This window comes from Tardiphaga sp. 839_C3_N1_4, assembly GCF_051811045.1.
GTDB lineage: Bacteria > Pseudomonadota > Alphaproteobacteria > Rhizobiales > Xanthobacteraceae > Tardiphaga.
Genome location: NZ_JBPWQD010000001.1, coordinates 2,394,826 through 2,413,158, shown reverse-complemented (window position 1 = coordinate 2,413,158; position 18,333 = coordinate 2,394,826). Strand labels below are relative to the sequence as shown.

At 61.3% G+C, this 18,333-nt stretch carries 16 protein-coding genes; 6 read left to right on the top strand and 10 right to left on the bottom strand.

Annotated elements, in window-relative coordinates:
• Window positions 1-5 precede the first annotated feature (5 nt).
• Entirely contained in the window at window positions 6-1,661 is a 1,656-nt protein-coding gene (locus AB8A38_RS11545; RefSeq protein WP_439086088.1) for a dipeptide ABC transporter ATP-binding protein, read from the top strand.
• Window positions 1,662-1,709: 48 nt separating this feature from the next.
• Here the strand turns inward: AB8A38_RS11545 and AB8A38_RS11540 are convergent, their stop codons facing one another.
• The 9 genes from AB8A38_RS11540 to AB8A38_RS11500 all read right to left on the bottom strand — a co-directional run bounded on the left by AB8A38_RS11540 (window position 1,710) and on the right by AB8A38_RS11500 (window position 12,357).
• A complete protein-coding gene (locus tag AB8A38_RS11540) occupies window positions 1,710-2,687 on the bottom strand; it encodes a Bug family tripartite tricarboxylate transporter substrate binding protein (RefSeq protein WP_439086087.1) in 978 nt (325 codons plus the stop codon).
• A 174-nt stretch (window positions 2,688-2,861) separates the two neighbouring features.
• The gene (nikE, locus tag AB8A38_RS11535; RefSeq protein WP_439086086.1) at window positions 2,862-4,544 is read right to left on the bottom strand and encodes a nickel ABC transporter ATP-binding protein NikE; all 1,683 of its coding nucleotides are present in this window, start codon (window positions 4,542-4,544) and stop codon (window positions 2,862-2,864) included.
• Window positions 4,544-5,392, bottom strand: coding sequence for an ABC transporter permease (locus AB8A38_RS11530; RefSeq protein ID WP_315841066.1), 849 nt, complete (start codon window positions 5,390-5,392; stop codon window positions 4,544-4,546). Before AB8A38_RS11530 ends, nikE begins: the two co-directional genes overlap by 1 nt.
• Window positions 5,389-6,420, bottom strand: a complete 1,032-nt coding sequence (locus AB8A38_RS11525) for an ABC transporter permease (RefSeq protein WP_439086085.1) — start codon at window positions 6,418-6,420, stop codon at window positions 5,389-5,391. Before AB8A38_RS11525 ends, AB8A38_RS11530 begins: the two co-directional genes overlap by 4 nt.
• Window positions 6,421-6,532: 112 nt before the next feature.
• Window positions 6,533-8,125, bottom strand: coding sequence for an ABC transporter substrate-binding protein (locus tag AB8A38_RS11520; protein ID WP_439088505.1), 1,593 nt, complete (start codon window positions 8,123-8,125; stop codon window positions 6,533-6,535).
• A 175-nt stretch (window positions 8,126-8,300) separates the two neighbouring features.
• Complete coding sequence (locus AB8A38_RS11515) at window positions 8,301-9,731, bottom strand: NAD(P)-binding domain-containing protein (RefSeq protein ID WP_439086084.1); 1,431 nt, start codon at window positions 9,729-9,731, stop codon at window positions 8,301-8,303.
• Window positions 9,728-10,486 carry an SDR family oxidoreductase gene (locus AB8A38_RS11510; protein WP_439086083.1) on the bottom strand — a complete coding sequence of 253 codons (759 nt, stop codon included), beginning with the start codon at window positions 10,484-10,486 and terminating at the stop codon, window positions 9,728-9,730. Before AB8A38_RS11510 ends, AB8A38_RS11515 begins: the two co-directional genes overlap by 4 nt.
• A gap of 4 nt (window positions 10,487-10,490) precedes the next feature.
• Window positions 10,491-11,465 (bottom strand): NAD-dependent epimerase/dehydratase family protein, encoded by a 975-nt coding sequence (locus tag AB8A38_RS11505; RefSeq protein WP_439086082.1) that lies wholly within the window; start codon window positions 11,463-11,465, stop codon window positions 10,491-10,493.
• Window positions 11,466-11,610: 145 nt separating this feature from the next.
• Entirely contained in the window at window positions 11,611-12,357 is a 747-nt protein-coding gene (locus AB8A38_RS11500) for a GntR family transcriptional regulator (protein ID WP_315841072.1), read from the bottom strand.
• Window positions 12,358-12,562: 205 nt separating this feature from the next.
• Here AB8A38_RS11500 and AB8A38_RS11495 point away from each other — a divergent pair, with 205 nt between their 5' ends.
• Genes AB8A38_RS11495 through hydA form a run of 5 tightly spaced genes read left to right on the top strand, consistent with a single transcriptional unit; the run spans window position 12,563 to window position 17,378 of the window.
• Window positions 12,563-13,567 (top strand): ABC transporter substrate-binding protein, encoded by a 1,005-nt coding sequence (locus AB8A38_RS11495; RefSeq protein WP_439086081.1) that lies wholly within the window; start codon window positions 12,563-12,565, stop codon window positions 13,565-13,567.
• A gap of 26 nt (window positions 13,568-13,593) precedes the next feature.
• Entirely contained in the window at window positions 13,594-14,391 is a 798-nt protein-coding gene (locus AB8A38_RS11490) for an ABC transporter permease (protein WP_439086080.1), read from the top strand.
• Between the two features lie 3 nt (window positions 14,392-14,394).
• The gene (locus AB8A38_RS11485) at window positions 14,395-15,183 is read left to right on the top strand and encodes an ABC transporter ATP-binding protein (RefSeq protein WP_320447310.1); all 789 of its coding nucleotides are present in this window, start codon (window positions 14,395-14,397) and stop codon (window positions 15,181-15,183) included.
• Window positions 15,180-15,905 (top strand): maleate cis-trans isomerase family protein, encoded by a 726-nt coding sequence (locus AB8A38_RS11480; protein WP_439086079.1) that lies wholly within the window; start codon window positions 15,180-15,182, stop codon window positions 15,903-15,905. Before AB8A38_RS11485 ends, AB8A38_RS11480 begins: the two co-directional genes overlap by 4 nt.
• A gap of 48 nt (window positions 15,906-15,953) precedes the next feature.
• Complete coding sequence (gene hydA, locus AB8A38_RS11475) at window positions 15,954-17,378, top strand: dihydropyrimidinase (RefSeq protein ID WP_439086078.1); 1,425 nt, start codon at window positions 15,954-15,956, stop codon at window positions 17,376-17,378.
• Here hydA and AB8A38_RS11470 read toward each other — a convergent pair.
• Complete coding sequence (locus tag AB8A38_RS11470; protein WP_439086077.1) at window positions 17,364-18,254, bottom strand: LysR family transcriptional regulator; 891 nt, start codon at window positions 18,252-18,254, stop codon at window positions 17,364-17,366. The genes hydA and AB8A38_RS11470 overlap by 15 nt on opposite strands.
• Between the last annotated feature and the right edge of the window lie 79 nt (window positions 18,255-18,333).

Genomic DNA, 18,333 nt, shown 5'->3' with positions numbered 1-18,333 from the left:
TATTCATGACCGACAAAACACTGCTTGCCATTGAGAACGTCTCCATCAGCTTGCCGCCGGGCGCTGATCGTCCTTTCGCAATCGAAGACGTGTCGCTCACCGTCAACCGCAACGAGATCGTGTGTCTGGTCGGTGAGTCCGGCTCCGGCAAGTCGATGACTGCGCATGCGATCCTGCGACTGCTGCCCGACCGAACCGGCGTTGCGCAGGGCAGCATCAGCTTCAATGGCAATGACATCGCCAAGGCGGACGAGCCCACGATGCGCAAGCTGCGTGGCGGCGCCATCTCGATGATTTTTCAGGAGCCACTCAGCGCGCTCAATCCGCTGGCCCGTGTCGGCCAGCAGATTGCGGAATCGATCATCACGCACACCAAGCCGATGCCGTCCAAGGAGGCGGTGGATGCACGCGTGCAGGAACTGATCCGCGACGTCGGCCTGCCGGATCCGGTAGCGCTCGCGCGCAGCTTTCCGTTCCAGCTCTCGGGCGGCCAGCGTCAGCGCATCATGATCGCGATGGCGATGGCCAACAATCCAGCGCTGCTCCTGGCCGACGAACCGACCACGGCGCTCGACGTCACTACGCAAAAGCAGATTCTCGCGTTGGTGAAGAAGCTGCAGTCGGAGCGCGGTATGGGCGTGCTGCTGATCACCCATGATTTCGGCGTCGTTGCCGACGTCGCCGATCGCGTCGTGGTCATGCGCAACGGCCGTGTCGTCGAGCAGGGCACCGTCGATGAGGTGCTGCGCAATCCGAAGGACGACTACACCAAGAGCTTGATCGCCGCCGTTCCGGGTGCGCGCTCGCTGACCAGGACCGATCGCAAGATCACGGGTGAGCCGCTGCTCGATGCAGTTGGCCTGAACAAGACCTTCATCACCAAACAGGGCATGTTCCTGCCGCCGCGCCGGACCGATGCGGTGCAGAATATCTCGCTTGGTCTGAAGGCGCGCGAGACCGTGGCGATCGTCGGCGAGTCCGGGTCGGGCAAGTCCACGCTGGGTCGGTTGATCATGCGGCTGATCGAGCCTGATACCGGCTCAGTGCATTTCGACGGCAAAGATCTGCTATCACAGCGCGGCGAGCGGCTGCGTCAGATGCGCCGCAAGATCCAGATCGTGTTCCAGGATCCCTTCGCGGCTCTCGATCCGCGGCAGAAGGTCGGCGACGCGATTGCCGGCGGCCCGATTGCCTATGGCACGCCCTCCAAGGAAGCCATGGCCGATGCCAAGCGCCTGCTGGCCCGCGTTGGCCTACAGGAGAGCGCAGCCAACCGCTATCCGCACGAATTCTCCGGCGGTCAGCGACAGCGCATCTGTATCGCGCGTGCGCTGGCTCTGAAGCCGTCGGTGCTTGTGGCTGACGAAGCCGTCTCGGCGCTCGACGTGTCGGTGCAGGCGCAGGTGCTGCAGCTGCTCGCCGAACTGCGCGAGGAAATGAACCTGGCGATGATCTTCATCACTCATGACTTGCGCGTCGCCGCTGAAATCGCCGACCGCATCGTGGTGATGCGGCGCGGCGAGATTGTCGAGCAGGGTGAAACGCAGAAGATCTTCCAGAATCCGAGCGATGCCTATACGCGTGCGCTGCTGGATGCCATTCCGGGCCGTGCGATGTTTGCTGGTCCAGGCGCCAGGCAGGCGGAAGTCGCTTCCGCATAAAAAAGCCCGCCAGACTTTACGCCTGGCGGGCTTCGTCATTCTGCCGATTCAGTCCAGCTTCACATTGGCCTCGGTCACGACCTTGCGCCAACGCGCGACTTCGGTCGACACCATCTTGCCGAACTCAGCGCCGGCTACATCCGGCACATCGGAGCCGTTGCGCTCCCAGGCTTCCTTGATCGCAGGGACTTGCAGCGCAGCCTTCAGCTCCTTGGCCATGCGTTCGACCACGTCGGGCGGTGTGCCCTTGGGCGCAAACAGCCCGTACCAGGTGGCGACTTCATAATTCGGCAAGCCGGCTTCCGCCGCGGTCGGCAGATCGGGGAATGCCGCTACGCGCTTCGGGGCGGCAATCGCCAGCGCGCGGAGTTGTCCCGCGCGGATCGGCGCAGCCGATGAGCCGAGACCGTCGAACACCACCGGCACATGACCGGCGATGAGGTCCTGCATCGCCGGGCCCGCACCGCGATAGGGCACGTGCTGGATCTTGGTCTGGGTCAGGATCTTGAACAGCTCGCCGGCCAGATGATGCGTGGTGCCGGCGCCGGCCGAACCATAGGAGAGCTTGTCCGGATTGGCCTTCGCATAGGCGACGAATTCACCGAGCGTCTTGGCGGCGACCTTGTCGGGATTGACCACAATGACCTGCGGTGGCCGTGCGATCAAAGCGACCGGGATGAAGTCTTTCTCGATGTCGTAATCGAGGGTGGGATAGAGCGACGGTGCGATCGCGTGATGCGCGGCGCCCATGAAGAAGGTGTAACCGTCGGGCGCCGCCTTGGCCGCTGCCGAGGCGCCGACCGTGCCGCCCGCACCGGCGCGGTTTTCGATGATGACGCGCTTGCCGAGTTGGGTGTCGAGTTGCGCCGCCAGTGGCCGCGCAAAGGCGTCGGTGCCGCCGCCGGCGGCGAAGGGAACGATGAAGGTGACTTGTTTCTGCGGCCACTGGGCGTGCGCGCCGGTTGTGACCCCAGAACAGCTCGCCATGACGGCAAGCAAGGCAACGTGAACGGCTTTGATCCGCACGGAATCCTCCCGATTTTATTGCGTCATTGGGGACGCTTGGTCTTATGTTCTGCGAGATAAGGCGCGGATGCAAGGTATCCGGCGCCGGTACAACTCACACTATAGTCGGTATGGTTACGCCAATGGAACCGGACAAGGCCGTCCGTTGAGGCGTTTAGCCGCTGGCACCCGCGGCTAGGCGCCGGCGGCCATTTTTTCCGCGGCGATCATCTCGATATGCGGAACTGCATCAACGAGCTCGCGGGTATAGTCGGTCTTCGGGCTGTCGAACAACTGATGGCTCTCGCCTTCTTCGACGATGGCGCCGTTGCGCAGCACGATGGTCCGCTGACACATCATGCGCACGACGTTGAGGTCGTGGCTGACGAACAGGAAGGCGAGGTTGTCTTCGCGCCGCAAACGGTCGAGAAGCTGCAGCACCACGGCCTGAACGGAGACGTCGAGCGCGGCCGTCGGCTCGTCTAGCACCAGAAGCTTCGGCCGGCAGGCAATCGCCCGAGCGATGCCGATACGGGCTTTCTGGCCGCCCGACAACTGATGTGGAAAACGCTCCAGTAGGTCTGCGGGCAGACCGACGCGATGGGCACATTCAGCGACACGCTGCTTGAGCGCCGCGCCGTTGCTCATGCCAAGCAGACGGATCAGCGGATGCGCGATACAGTCGAAGGCGTTGAAACGCGGATTGAGGCTGTCGTTCGGGTCCTGGAACACGATCTGGATTTCGCGACGTTGAGGCGCGCGGTGAAAGTCGCGTGCTGGAATATGGCTGATCGACTGGCCGTTGAAATTGATGATGCCTTCGCTCTGATCGAGCAAACGACAGATCATGCGCGAGGTCGTGCTCTTGCCGGAGCCGGATTCGCCGACAAGGCCCACGCTTTCGCCGGGCGCGATGGCCATCGAGAAATTCGCAACGCCGACGGTGCCGTCGTCGAAACGCTTCACGAGATCGAGAACTTCCAGCAGTGGCGGGGTGCCATGCACCGGCTTCGGCGGCAGTGGGACGGGCACCGCCGGTACCAGCAGCTTCTCGTCATCGGTCACGAGATCCTCGACCCGCGACGTTGCTGTCGGCGATGCTGCGACGAGCCGCTGGGTGTAGGGATGCTGCGGCGACCGGAACAGCGTCAAGGCGTCGGCCTCCTCGACCAGTCTGCCCTGTTCCATCACGACGACGCGGCGACAATAGCGGGCGGCGAGGCCGAGATCGTGGGTGATCAGGATCGTCGCCATGCCCCGCTCAGCGGCGATGCTGGCGAGGAGATCCATCACCACTTTCTGCGTGGTGACGTCGAGGCCGGTGGTCGGCTCGTCGGCAATCAGCAGCGCCGGATTGCTGGAGATTGCCATGGCGATCATGACGCGCTGGCACATGCCGCCAGAGAGTTCGTGCGGATAGGCGTTCATGCGCTTTTCGGGATCGCGGATCTTCACCGCACGCAGCAATTCGAGGGATTGCGCGCGTGCTTCGGAGGCGGAGATCTTGCGATGCGCCAGAATGGCATCGGCGATCTGCTGGCCGATGGCGCGGATCGGATTGAGCGCGCCGCGCGGATTCTGGAAGATCATCGCCATGGCGGCGCCGTGCATCTCGCGCAGGCTGGCGCTGCTCATCTTCGTGATGTCCCGATCGCGGAACGAGATACGGCCGCCGGAGATCTTGCCAGACGCGTCCAGCAGGCGCGTCATCGCAAAACCGGTGACGGATTTACCAGAGCCGCTCTCGCCGACGATGCCGAGCGTCTCGCCCTCGGCAAGCGAGAGCGAGATTCCGCGCACGGCCTCGACCGGGCCGCGGCGTGTCGAGAAGGTGACCTGAAGGTTTTCGATATCGAGCAGCGGTTTTGGTGTCGTCATCACGTTCGCTGTCTCGGATCAAGAATATCACGCAACCCGTCGCCGAGCAGATTGAAGCACAGCACGGCGAGCATCAGCGCCAGGCCAGGGAAGGCGACCAGCCACCATTTGCCGGTGGAGATGAAGCGCGCGCCTTCGGCAACCATGATGCCCCATTCCGGCGTCGGCGGTTTCACGCCAAGACCAATGAAGGAGAGACCGGCAGCATTGATGATGGCCCAGCCGAGATTGAGCGACATCTGCACCACCATCGCGGGCAGGACGTTCGGCAACAGGAAGCGCAACACCACGGAGACATGGCTGTCGCCGCAGGCGCGGGCAGCCTCGACCCAGCCCAGGTTGCGGCGGACGTTCACTTCAGCACGTGCGAAGCGGATGTAGAACGGCAGGTTGATGATGGCGGTGGCGATGACGATGTTCTCGACGCGGTTGCCGAGGGCGGCGACCATGGCCATGGCCAGCACGAACAGCGGGAACGCCATCAGCACATCGACGAAGCGGCCAACAGCGCGATCCAGCTTGCCGCCCGAATAGCCGCAGAGGGCACCGATGACGGCGCCGAGCGCGAAGGAGATGCCGACGGCGGAGACGGCGATGGCAAGATCGAGCTGCGCGGCGACGATGATGCGGCTGAACACATCGCGGCCAAGCTGGTCCGTGCCAGCCCAATGCGCAGCACTCGGCGGCATCAGCGCATTCTGAACGTTCGATGCGATGGGATCATAGGGCACGATCCACGGGCCGAAGATACCGACAAAGATCAGCAGAGACGCGCCGACGGCTGCGATGCCGGTGATGGGATTGCCGCGCAGGATGAAGGCGGCGTGTTGAAGTGTTGCGCTGCTCATCCGATGGAAATCCTGGGATCGGCGATGCCATAGAGCACATCGACGACGAGATTGACGATAACGAAAACCGAGGCCATCAACAGCACGAAGCCTTGCACCGGGGCATAGTCCGACGACAGTAGTGCGTCGAGCGCGTAGGAGGCGACGCCGGGCCAGGAGAACACTTTCTCCACCAGCACATTGGCGCCGAGCATGGTCGAAAACACGATGCCGGCAATGGTGATGACCGGCAGGATGGCGTTGCGCAGCGCATAGGTGACGATGATCCGCCACCACGACAGGCCGACGGAACGGGCAGTGCGGACGAAGTCGCTGCCGAGCGAGGCCAGCATCGAGGCGCGGGTGATACGCGCCAACGGCGCGATAACGAACAGCGCCATGGTGCAGGCCGGCAAGATCAATTGCTTGAATGCGGCCCACCAGCCATCGAAGTCGCCGGCGAGCGCAAAGTCGATCAACAGGAAGCCGGTATGTGCTGGCGGCAACGTAGTGAAAATATCGACGCGCCCGGTCGGGTCGGGCGCCACGCCGAACAGATAATAGAAGATATAGATCAGCAGCAGGCCCGACACGAAGGTCGGGACACAGACCCCGAGCGCGCAGAATAGCCTCACGCCGTGATCGACCAGCGATCCTGGTTTAAGCGCTGCAAGGACACCCAGCGGGATTGCGAGAACAAGTGCGATCAGAAGTGCCGAGAAGGTCAGTTCGAGGGAGGCGGGCAGGCGCTCACGCAAGTCCTTGGTGACGTTCTGGCCTGTCATCAGCGAACGGCCAAGATTGCCGCGGCCGACGTCGTAGAGATACAGGAACAGCTGCTGGGGCACCGGCTTGTCGAGACCCATCTGCTTGCGGATGGTCTCGATCTCCTCCTTGCCGGAGTTCGGTCCGGAGGCAAAAAACACAGCGGGATCGCCGGGCAACACGCGCATCAGCAGGAAGGTGAAGATCAGCACGCCGAACAACGCGGGCAAGGAGGATGCGAAGCGTCGCGCTGCACGGATGGCTGTTGCGCCCAGTGTCGTCATGATCGGTTACTCGTAGTCATAGGCAGCTCGCTACGGCTAAGTTCGCAAGCTGCGTAGATCCGAAGCGCCACAGAATGGCGCTCCGGGATTTGCTCGCATGGTGCTCGGACGATCACTTCCGGCTAAGGTCGCGGTAATCGACCTGACGGTGGAACTGATAGGTGTAGCCCGTGATGTTCGACGCCATTACTGCGTCCTGGCTCGGCTGCCACAGCGGAATCTGTGGCATCAGGTCGAAGTTCATGGCGTTCAGCACCTTGCCGTCGGCTTCGTACTTGGCCTTGTCGGCCTCGAAACGCGCTTTCTGTGCGACTGCAGTCAGCTCGGCATTGTCGATCGAAGAGTAGTTCCAACGCTGATTGCCGGTGTAGAAGTTGCGGTAGAAGTAGTCGGTCGACGGCAGCCAGGCAACGATGCCCTCGGTGAAGAAGGGCAGCTTCTTCTCGGTGATCTGCGTCGACATCTGCGCATCCGGCAGCTTCTGGATATCGACCTTGATACCGATCTTGGCGAGGGATTCCTTCAGCAGCGCAGCCATCGGCTCAGCCGTTGCCGACTGGCCCACATTGAAGCTGAACGTGGTCGAGAAACCGTCCGGATAGCCTGCGGCCTTCAGATAAGCTTTGGCTTTTTCGAGGTCGAGCTTGATCGGCTGCTTGATCGGAAATGCGCCTGATGGCGGTTTGCCGTCGGCCCAGGTCGCGCCGGCCAGCAAATCACCACGGCCGAAGAGTGCCGCCTTGAACATGTCATCATAGGGCAGCGCATAGGCCACGGCACGACGCACGTCCGGCTTGTCGAAGGGCGGCATCTGGTTGTTCATCGAGATGAAGGTGATGGCGTTGTATTGCGGCGTCGAGATCACCTGCAGCTTGCCCTTGGCCTCGAGCGCCTGCGCATCGCTGGCCTGCAGATCGATGACGATATCGGCATCGCCCTTCTCAACCAGGTTGGCGCGCGTTGCGGGCTCCGGCACCGACTGGATGATCAGGCGCTTGAAGAAGGCCTGCTTGTCGCCGGCGGCACGATTCCAGGCGTCGTTGCGCTTGAGAATGACCTGCTCGCCGGGCTTGAAGGTCTCGACGATATAGGCACCGGATCCGGCGGTGTTTTCCTTCAGCCACGCCTGTGCCCACGGATCTTCCTCGGTGGCATGGGCCTTGGCGAGTTTCGAATTGATGATGATCGGATAGACCGTGGCGAGGTTCGGCAGCGCCAGTTTGTCCGGCTGCGGCAATGTCACTTCGAACGTCAGTGGATCGATCACCTTGAACTGGCTGGCATCTGTGAGCGACCCGGTGAGCAGCTGCGCCTTGCCTAGGATCTTGGCGGTGACGGTGCGGTCGAGCGACCACTTCACGTCTTCGGCGGTGACCGGCGAGCCGTCCTGGAATTTTGCATCGCTGCGCAGCTTGAAGGTGATCTTCAGACCATCCGGGCTGACGGTGTAGGACTCCGCGAGCTCGCCGCGGATGGTGTCGAGATCGAACACCCATTTGCCATTGAGCTGCTTGCGGCCGAACGACACCAGACGATCATAGGTTGAGAGGCTGACAGCGAAGGCTTCGCGGGTCGAGCCGGGAATGTTGGGATCGAGCGTGTTGACGGCGGCGCCGGTCACGTAGCGCAGGGTTTCTGCACGGGTTTGCGCCTTGGCAGGAATGGCGGCGGTGAAAAATGCCAGCGCTGCGGCGGCGCCGAGCATCTGCTTGGAATAGATCAGTCCCATAACCCTATCCTCTGAATTCGACGGAAACTCTGAACGGACTCGTCAGTGCCTGACCTGCCGAGCGACCCATCCACTGAAGCAAGGAACGCGCCAAATGACAGTCGATAGGTGCCAAGCGGAGGACTTTCCCCGCCCGGGATAATTTGGTCCTTTAGCTTTTCGCCGCAGCTTCCGGCTGCCTCGCAATGGTCACTTGTGGAACGTCATAGGCCTCGAACGCGGTCCAGTATCGCTCGATATCCGTGCGGAACAAGCCGCGCGTCAGACCATGCACCAGTTTCGGAATCGCGGTGGTCATCGCATTGATCGATGACCCCGACGGGCCGAAGCTCATGGTGGACGCAATTGCGAAAAGATGAATGTCGGCGATCCACGGCGTGGTGCCGGGAACACGTTCCATCAGCGCGTAATCGTCGCCGAGATAGGGGAAACGACCGAGGCGTGGGCTGAGCTCGGTGTCCGGCGGCTGGAAGCGATCAGACCAGATCGCGATATTGCCCGCGCAGTTCTGCAATTCTTGGCGAGTCGCAAAATCCATGTCGATGCCGGTTCCGCAGATCACGAAGTCCGCCGTGAAGGTACCCTGTGGCGTCTGCAATGTAACTTGGTTGCCTATTTTTTGTGCCGACTGAACGGGCGCGTTCTCATGCAGGTGAAAGCCTGCATGTCGCGCACAGCGATCCCAGGTCGGCTGCGGGAAGCCTTCGCGCAAGTCCATCAGCCGGCGCATGAAGCGCCAGCGCCAGACATCGTCGAGCTCGCTAAAGTGACGGAGCAGCCCGCGGAAGGTTAGCCAGTGGTAGGGCTGCACGATCTGGATTTCCGCGCGACGGCACAACAGGTGCACCTCAGCGCCGGCTTCGAGCGCGGTTGCCGCATTGTCGAAGGCGGATGCGCCGGCGCCGATCACGGCAATGGTCTTGCCGCGCAGGGCTTCGAAATCGATATCCGCGGATGCATTCACGCAAAGCGACGATGGCAGGTGCCGGAGCTGCTCCGGAATCATCCAGTCGCCCATGCCTTCCTGGCCAGTGGCCAGAACGATCTTGCGCGCATGAATGACTTCAATACCGTCGGCGCTCTGTACGGTCGCTGCAAGCAAGCCGTTCGCGGCAGGCCCAATGTCCAGGATTTCGCAGCCATTGCGTACAGGCACGCCGGTAATGCGCCTGAACCACAGCAGATAGTCCGCCCAGTGTCCGCGTGGGATGCGATCGAGCGCCTGCCAGTGATCCTTCCCGAACATGGCTTCGTGCCATGACTGATAGGTGAGGGCGGGGATATCCAGATCAGGGCCGGTGAAGTGCTTGGGGCTGCGCAGCGTCGGCATGCGGGCGTAGGTGAGCCAGGGGCCTTCGCGGCCTTCGGCGCTTTTGTCGACAACGAGTATGTTGGTGACCTGCGACCGCAGCAGGCCGAAGGCCGCCGTGACGCCGCCCTGGCCGGCGCCAACGATGAGGACGTCCAGCGCGGGCGTGCCATCCGGCGCGGATTTCGGCTGCAGCCATGGCATGTTCGGATGGGCGATCTTGTGGAGATCGTCGCGGACCTGCGCTTCCAGCGCCTTGAGCGCGTCATTCATGCCGCGAGCCATCCGCCATCGACCGGCAGCACGGTGCCGGTCGTGAAGGAGGATGCGTCGCTGGCTAAATGCAGCGCAGTTTGCGCGACTTCCTCGGCGAGCCCAAAGCGCTTCATGGCATGACGGTTGCGCGAAGCGTCGCGCACGGGCTCCGGATCGGCATGGCGCGCAAAGCTGCGGCGCAGCAATGGCGTGTCGATGGCACCCGGCGCGATGGCATTGACGCGTATGCCGTCCGTGGCGAAATCCACCGCCATGGTACGCGTCAGGCTGATAATAGCGCCTTTCGCCGCGATATAGGCGCTGTTGCCCTTGCCGCCGGCGATCGCAAGCTGCGAAGCCAGCGTAATGATCGAGCCCTTGCCTTGCTTCTGCATTTGCGGGACGGCTGCACGCGCCCACAGCCAGGTGCCGCCGACATTGGTGCGAAACACGGCGTCCCAGTCCTCGGGAGCCGTGGTCACCACGGTGCCGCCGCAGGAAAAGCCGGCTGAGGTCATCAACACGTCGAGCTGACCGCGCCGCGCGACGATCTCCCCGACCACGGCCTGCGCAAAATCGCCGTCGCCGACATCGCCGAGATGCATCGACGCCTCGGTTGCATTGGGCAGCGTCGCCAGCGTTTCTTTCAATGCGGCCTCATCGCGATCCACCAGCGCGACGAACGCGCCTTCCTGCGCGAACAGCCTGGCACTGGCCTGACCGATGCCGGAGCCTCCGCCGGTGATGATTGCTGTACGTCCCTGAAGCCTCATGTCGTTACCCTATGCTGTGCCGCGCCGACCAGTCGATCAGATCCGCGGCTGAGTCGGCGCAGCCGAATTTGGCGCGCCACCCGAATTCCTGCTCCAATCGCACGACCGATAGCGGTGCCCTGTCGCTGTCACTGTGCAGATCGATGGTTGGAGTTTCGCCGGTGCTCGCCAGGCGGCAAACAAAGCCCGGATTGGATTCGGCCAATTGTTGGCCCCATTCCAGCGCCGACCACGGGGTGGCGGTTGAGATGTTGTAGAGGCGATACTGCGTTTTCGGCGCCTCGATCAGCAACGTCATGGCATCGGCGACATCGGGCGCATAGATCCAGTCCCGCACGCCGGAACGGACCAGAATGGCGGCGCTCTGCTTCGCCTGCGCCGTGAAAATCTGCATCAGCGGGCTGAGTGTATCGCGCACGCCCGTTGCGCGCTCCCATGGTCCGAACACGGCGCTGAGCCGCACGCTGATGAAATCGGTTTGCCAGAGCGCGGCGAGGCGGGCCGCGACCTTCTCGGATGCGAATTTGGTGATGGCGTAGAGCGAGACGGGATCGCAGGGCAGTTCCTCGTCAAGAACAGGATATTTGAACGCGGAGGTGCCGTATGCTCCAGCGGACGACAGATTGATCACGCGCTTGACGCCATGGCGGCGCGCGGTGATCAGGATCGGCGTCTGCGCCATCAGATTGACCTGCAGGATGCTTTCGGGATCGGCGGCATCGCGCTCCGTACCCGCGGTGATCGCAGCGCCGAGAACAATCGCATCGAAGCCGGTTGCGATGACACGGTCGACCAGCGTTCGGTCAAGCACATCGCCGACGATCACCGAAAGCCTGTCGCCATAGTCAGCGAAGGCAGGCTGCGCCGCCGGTGGCAGGCCCGAACGGTCGAATAGTGTCACCACATGGCCGCGCTTCAACAGAGCTTCCGCGATATTCAATCCGACAAAGCCGGTGCCGCCAAAAACGAGAATCTTCATCGATCAGCCTATGAACCGCGGGGCGGTCCTTCGCCCCTGTTTGGACCATCGCGCTCCATGCCCAAAGCACGTTTTGCAGGCGCTTGGCGATTATGCGGTGTGCAGCGATACGGGCTCAGGCTTTATTCGTCGTGATAGAGGCCTGCTAGGTCTTCGCGTCGGTTGCAATCTTCAATGTCGCAAGAACGGCATCGCCTGTCTTGCGCGTATGCGCACTGAGGGAGGCCGCAAATCCTTGCGCGTCGCGCGCGCGAAGCAGAGCCATGAAAGCCTCGTGTTCCCTTACGGATTCCGTCCACCGTGCCGCATCATAATTGGCGGTGGCCCGTGCCCGATAGATATTCGCGTTCAACGTCGTCCAGATATTGAGGAGCACGGGATTTTTGGCGAGCCTGGTAATCTCGATATGGATGTCCTGGTTCAGCCTGAAATAGGCCGGGCGCGATGCTTCGCGATGAAGGGTAACAAGCTGGTCGTGCATCGCACTGAGCCGGGCAATATCTTCATCCGTCGCGCGCATTGCGGCGTCGGCGCCTGCAACGCCGTCCAGTGCGACCATGATTGCAAAGCTGTTTGCGATTTCTTCCCTGTCGACCGGGGTGACGACAGGGGTGCGGTGAGGGCGCAGTTCGATCAGCCCTTCGGAGGCCAGTATCTTGAATGCTTCGCGCAAGGGTGTGCGCGATACGCCGAACGTTTCGCACAACATCTTTTCTGGCAAAGGGGCTCCGGCCTGGAGTTCGCCATCGACAATCATTTCGCGCACCTTCGCGACGAGTTGATCGTGCAGCGACATACGGTCCAGCGGCCGTTTCGAATGATCCGAGGAGAGCTTCAGCCGTGTCGGCTTGAAGCGCGTCCGAAGCTTCGCGCGTGGGGCAATCTCACTCATGGTTCAGTCTCTCGGGTGGCGAGGCTGCCTCCAAACGACATCCTTCGCCCAAAAATGCAGCATCGAAGTCGAGATAATAATAATTCATAGTATTTGATATTACTACATAATTTTACGATTGGATATCGTATCCGGATTGGCATGAGGCTTGCTGAGTGGTGGACGTATCGTGAATTCACCGCCACCCGCTCCGGAGATTGCGACGATGAAGAAAAATCTGCTCGGCATTCTGATTGCGCTTTGTTTGGCATCGATTGCCCCGGCCTCGGTGGCCCAGTCCGAGTCGGTGATCAAGCTCGGCTATGCGAAATGTGCGCATTGCACACCGATGTCACTCACCCCGCAATATGCCAAGGGCGTTCAGATCGATGCGGTTGGATTTAACACAGGCACGGATGCGCTGACTGCGCTTGTCTCGAAGAACATCGACGTCGCGCAGGTGACCTATCTTCATTATGCGATCGCGCTCGACAAGGGTTTCGACGTGGTCGCTATTTCCGGGCAGGTCAATGGCGGTTCGGCAATGTTGGTCGGTAATGATCTGTCGATCGTTCCGAATGACTGGGCTTCGCTCAAGAAAGTCATCGCTGACTACAAGACAGCGGGAAAGCCATTCCGCGTCGCGGCGTCCCGCGGCAACGCGCAGGACATTCATATGCGCGGCGCCTTTGCCAAGCAGGGCATCGACATCAACAAGGATGTGCAGTTCGTCAACATTCCCAATCCCTCCGATCACCTTCAGGCGCTGCGTCGCGGTGAAATCGAGCTGATCTGCACCGTGGAGCCCTTCGCCACCCAGATCCTTCAGGCCAAGGCCGCCAAGATGTTCGGCCTTCCCTATGATCAAGCGGCGGGAAAGCTCACCAACCTGATTCTGACGCGGTCGGATGTCGTCAAGGACAAACCGAAACAGCTCGAAGAGACCGTGCGTGCGGTTGTGAAAGTCGATGAATTCGTCGCGGCGGACAAGGGTGCCCTAATCGAAGTGATCTCCAAGATCACCGGCCTCGACAAGGCTATCGCCACTGGCGCTGTCGAAAACCTCGATCCGGATCCGAAGATGTACCGCGTATCGGCGCTCGCCATCGCGGCGATGATGCGCGACCTGAAATACATCAATTCCGACGTTTCGGCGGCTGTCGAGAAGAACATGGACTACCGCTTCCTGGAGGCCGCCACGGGCAAGCCGAAATCCGAACTCGGCTACTGAGCCCGGTCATGTACCAGGCCCTCGTAATGTTCAGACGACTGGATCGGTACATCGTGCCGGTTCTGATCCTCGCCGGCTGGGAAGCGTTTTCCCGATCGGGTGCGCTGCCAGCAGCACTGCTGCCGGCCCCGTCGACCGTGGCGTGGGCCTGGGCGGATTGGGTATTCGGCACCGACGGCAATACCCAGACCTATAGCGGCAACTGGTTGTTCGACATGCTCGCCAGCCTGTCGCGCGTTCTTGCGGGTTTCGCCATTGCTACGGCGCTGGCCGTATCGGTCGGGGTCGCCATCGGATGGTCCCGCACTGTCGAGGTGATCCTCGAGCCGACGCTGCAGACGCTGCGGCCGATCCCGCCGGTGTCGTGGATTCCGCTCGCCATTATCTGGTTCGGCATCGCCAACAAGCCGGCGATTTTCCTGGTGTTCCTCGGTGCGTTCTTTCCGATCCTGCTCAATACGATTCACGGCGTGAAGACCTGCGATCGCAATCTGATCCGCGCCGGCGCGATGGTGGGTGGCGGCAATCGGCAATTGCTGCGCTTCATCGTGCTGCCGGCCGCACTACCCAGCATCTTTGCCGGTCTGCGGATCGGCATCGGCTCGGCCTGGATGCTGACAGTGACGGCGGAGATGGTCGCTGTGAAAAGCGGTCTCGGCTATGTGCTGTGGGATTCCTATTATTTCCTACGCTACGACCTTGTGCTGGCTGCGATGGCCAGTATCGGCCTGCTCGGTTTTCTCAGCGATTTCGGCATCCGTCTCGTGATGGCGCGCGTCCTGCACTGGCAGCGCAACACGACGATCCAGAGCGGGGAGAGCTAGGTCATGGCGACGATCGAAATCTCCGGTGTCTCCAAGGTCTTCAAGGACGCGAAACGCAAGGCCGATGTCACGGCTCTCGACGACATCAATATCAAGGTGGAGAAGAACCAGTTTCTCTGTCTGCTCGGCCCCAGCGGATGCGGCAAGTCCACGCTTCTCAATATGATCGCAGGCTTCGAGAAGCCGTCATCCGGCACCGTCACCGTCGATGGCCAATTGATCACGGCGCCCGGTTCGGAGCGCGGCGTGGTGTTTCAGCAGGCCAACCTGATGCCGTGGCTCCCGGTCTGGGAGAATGTCGGCTTCCACCTGCTGCTGCGCGGCGGCCAGAAGGCGGTGCGCCGCGAAACAGCACAGCGCTATATCGACATGGTCGGGCTCACGGGATTTGAAAATCATTATCCGTCCGAACTGTCAGGCGGCATGAATCAGCGTGTCGGCATCGCCCGTGCATTGCTGATGAATCCGCAGGTCATCCTGATGGATGAGCCGTTCGGCGCGCTCGATGAGCAGACCCGGATGGATATGCAGAATGAACTCGTCCGGATCTGGCAGGAACACCAGGGCACGATCGTTTTCGTAACGCACGGCATCGACGAAGCACTGACGCTGGGCACGCATGTTGCCGTGATGAGCGCCCGCCCGGGGCGTATCCGCGAAATCATCCCGTTGGACCTGCCGCGGCCACGCGACATCACCAGCCCGCAGTTCAACGAAATCAAACGTCACGTTCTCGATCTGCTTCGATCTGAACGGACGAAACCATCCCTCGAAACTCTGGATCATCCATGACCAAACGTGTGCTTCTCGGAATGCTGACGCCTTCGTCGAACACGGCGCTGGAGCCGATCACGACTGCCATGCTTGGCGAATTGCCCGAGGTCTCGGCGCATTTCTCGCGTTTCAAGGTCACGGAGATCGCGCTGTCGAACAAGGCGCTCGCCCAATTCGACAATTCGGAAATCCTGCGGGCCGCAGAATTGCTGGCTCATGCGAAGGTCGATGTCATCGGCTGGAATGGAACATCCTCTGGTTGGCTCGGCTTTGAGGCGGATGTCCGCCTGTGTGAGCAGATCACCTCAGCGACCGGGATTCCTGCGACGACGTCGATGTTGGCTCTCAATGAGATTCTTGAGCATCAAAAGGTGAAGCGTCTGGGTTACGTGACGCCATATCTGGACGACGTTCAGGCCAAGATTCTGGAGAATTATGAAAAGCTGGGCTTTGCGTGCCAGGGTGAACGCCATCTCGGCCTGCAGGATAACTTCTCGTTCTCCGAAGTGCCCGTTGTGCAACTCGAGGATATGACGCGGGACGTGGCCAAGGAAAAGCCAGACGCTATCACGATCATCTGCACCAATTTGAGAGTTGCACCATCCACGGCGAAACTGGAAAGGGAAACGGGCATTCCGGTCTATGACACCATCGCCACCGTGGTCTGGAAATGCCTGAAGATGGCTGGCGTCGATACCAAACGCGTCACCCAATGGGGATCGCTGTTTCAGAAAGTCTAATACTTGTCTGTATGCACCCTGCGTTGCTGAAGTGATGAGGTTTTGCTCATGACCGCTTTCGATATCGTCATTCGTCATGGCACCATTGCAACCGCGAGCGAAACCTACAAAGCCGATGTAGGCATCAGGAACGGCCGCATCGTTGCCATCGGCGAAGCGCTGACCGAGGCGAACGAGACGGTTGATGCAACCGGTCTGCTGGTGCTGCCCGGCGGTATCGACAGCCACGTTCATATTGCGCAGCCGTCCGGTCCGGGCATTGTCATGGCCGATGATTTCGAGAGCGCGACGCGCGCGGCGGCCTTCGGTGGCAACACCTTCGTGATGCCTTACTGTCTGCAGGCGAAGGGCCAACCGATCCGAGAGGCGTTGAAGAATTATCACACGCTTGCCGATCAGAATTGCCATATCGATCATTCCTTTCACCTGATCATCGCCGATCCCAGTGAAGCGGTACTCGGGCAGGAGCTGCCAGCCTTGATCGCCGACGGCTACACCTCGCTCAAGGTCTTCATGACCTATGAAGACCTCGCGCTGAGCGATCTGCAGATCTTGCAGGTACTGGCCGTGGCGCGTGAAGCCGGTGCACTAGTTCAGGTTCATGCGGAGAATTACGACGCCATCCGTTTTCTGGTCGACAAGCTCGAACGCGACGGCAATGTCGGCCCGTATTTTCACGCCAAGTCGCGGCCTATCGTCGTTGAGCGCGAAGCCACGCACCGGGCCATCTCGCTGGCAGAACTGGTCGACGTGTCGATGGTGGTGGTTCATGTCTCCAATCGGGAGTCCATGGAAGAGATCCGCCGCGCTCAGATGCGCGGGTTGACGATCCATGGCGAGACCTGTCCGCAATATCTCGTGCTGACCGAGGAGGATCTGAAGGATCTGGGTATGGAGGGGGCGAAATATGTCTGCTCGCCGCCACCGCGCGATCTCGCCAGCCAGCAGGCGTGCTGGGAAGGTCTGCAGCAGGGCGTATTCACACTGTTCTCGTCGGATCATTGCCCGTTTCGCTATGACGACGTGCAGGGCAAGCAACCACCCAACGCGCGTACCAGCTTCCGCTGGATTCCGAACGGCATTCCCGGTGTCGAGACGCGCCTTCCGATCCTGTTCTCGGAAGGTGTCAGCAAGGGCCGCATCACGCTCAACCAGTTCGTGGCGCTGACATCGACCAATCATGCGAAGACCTATGGCCTCACCGGCAAGGGCTCCATCGCCATCGGCTACGATGCCGATATCGCGCTGTGGGATCCGAAGCGCCAAGCAACGCTTACCCAGGCGAACCTGCATCACGGCGCCGATTACACACCTTATGAAGGTCTGCAGATTACGGGCTGGCCGGTGGCAACGATGCTGCGCGGGAAATTCATTACGCGCGACGGCAAGCTCATCGGCGGAAAAGGCGAAGGACGCTATGTCAGCCGTACGGCGCCATTTCCCGGCAAGGGCGCGACATCATCGGCCGCGTAACAGCGCGCGGTCGTCGCGCGCGCAGGCAGTGATGAATTCCAGCACGGCGCGCACCGACGGCTGATCGACGAGGTCCGGATGGGCCAACAGCCAGATGTCGGACAGGCTGGCCAGCTTCTGCGGCGCCACGCGGATCAGATCCGCATGGGCGTCGCCGACAATGCATGACAGTACGCAGATGCCGATTCCTGCGCGGACCGCTGCGAGCATATCCGCTTGCGACGAGCAGCGGATGGCGACAGTGGCGTCCTTGGTGACGTGGTCGCTCCAGCGCCCCAGTTCCGAGTTCGAGGATTTGTCCGCGAAGCCGATGACCGTGTGATCTTTCCACGCACCGCGTTGCTCCGGCAGCGGGTATCTCGCCGCATAGTCACGTGACGCATAGAAGCCGACGCCGAGCTTGGCGATTTTCCGTCCGGTGAGATTTTCTTCACCAGTCTGATACAGCCGCAGCACGATGTCGGCTTCGCGCTTGCGCACGCTGACCGGGAAGGGATGCGTCACCAGCTGGATCTCGACATGCGGATGCTGGCGGATGAAAGCACCGATATGCGGCATCAACCAGAAATTCGCCAGCGTCGGTCCGATCGACACCTTGACCACGCCACGTGCGCTCTGGCCCGACGCGCCGGCCACGGCTTCCGCCTTCAGCGCGGCCTCGGCCATCGCCTTGGTGTTCTCGTGAAACCGTCGCCCGCGGGCAGTCAGCACCAGCCCTTCGTCGGAGCGCACGAACAGCTTGGTGCCAAGTTGCTTCTCCAGCGCCGCGACCTCGCGGCTGACGGTCGGGTGGCTGGTGCGCAACTGCCTGGACGCGCCGAGATAGCTTCCGGCGTCGACCACGGCATTGAAGGTGCGACAGAGATCCCAGTCCATGTGATCAAATCCGGAAGGCTAATTGTTCAAGTTCGAACAACACGCGCGGGCGGTCAACCCCTATAGTTCGATTATAAAA

Excerpts from the sequence above, each read along its gene's own strand:
- AB8A38_RS11545 (WP_439086088.1), top strand. The coding sequence starts at position 6 with ATGACCGACAAAACACTGCTTGCCATTGAGAACGTCTCCATCAGCTTG.
- nikE (WP_439086086.1), bottom strand. The coding sequence starts at position 4,544 with ATGACGACACCAAAACCGCTGCTCGATATCGAAAACCTTCAGGTCACC.
- AB8A38_RS11530 (WP_315841066.1), bottom strand. The coding sequence starts at position 5,392 with ATGAGCAGCGCAACACTTCAACACGCCGCCTTCATCCTGCGCGGCAAT.
- AB8A38_RS11525 (WP_439086085.1), bottom strand. The coding sequence starts at position 6,420 with ATGACGACACTGGGCGCAACAGCCATCCGTGCAGCGCGACGCTTCGCA.
- AB8A38_RS11520 (WP_439088505.1), bottom strand. The coding sequence starts at position 8,125 with ATGCTCGGCGCCGCCGCAGCGCTGGCATTTTTCACCGCCGCCATTCCT.
- AB8A38_RS11515 (WP_439086084.1), bottom strand. The coding sequence starts at position 9,731 with ATGAATGACGCGCTCAAGGCGCTGGAAGCGCAGGTCCGCGACGATCTC.
- AB8A38_RS11510 (WP_439086083.1), bottom strand. The coding sequence starts at position 10,486 with ATGAGGCTTCAGGGACGTACAGCAATCATCACCGGCGGAGGCTCCGGC.
- AB8A38_RS11505 (WP_439086082.1), bottom strand. The coding sequence starts at position 11,465 with ATGAAGATTCTCGTTTTTGGCGGCACCGGCTTTGTCGGATTGAATATC.
- AB8A38_RS11500 (WP_315841072.1), bottom strand. The coding sequence starts at position 12,357 with ATGAGTGAGATTGCCCCACGCGCGAAGCTTCGGACGCGCTTCAAGCCG.
- AB8A38_RS11495 (WP_439086081.1), top strand. The coding sequence starts at position 12,563 with ATGAAGAAAAATCTGCTCGGCATTCTGATTGCGCTTTGTTTGGCATCG.
- AB8A38_RS11490 (WP_439086080.1), top strand. The coding sequence starts at position 13,594 with ATGTTCAGACGACTGGATCGGTACATCGTGCCGGTTCTGATCCTCGCC.
- AB8A38_RS11485 (WP_320447310.1), top strand. The coding sequence starts at position 14,395 with ATGGCGACGATCGAAATCTCCGGTGTCTCCAAGGTCTTCAAGGACGCG.
- AB8A38_RS11480 (WP_439086079.1), top strand. The coding sequence starts at position 15,180 with ATGACCAAACGTGTGCTTCTCGGAATGCTGACGCCTTCGTCGAACACG.
- hydA (WP_439086078.1), top strand. The coding sequence starts at position 15,954 with ATGACCGCTTTCGATATCGTCATTCGTCATGGCACCATTGCAACCGCG.
- AB8A38_RS11470 (WP_439086077.1), bottom strand. The coding sequence starts at position 18,254 with ATGGACTGGGATCTCTGTCGCACCTTCAATGCCGTGGTCGACGCCGGA.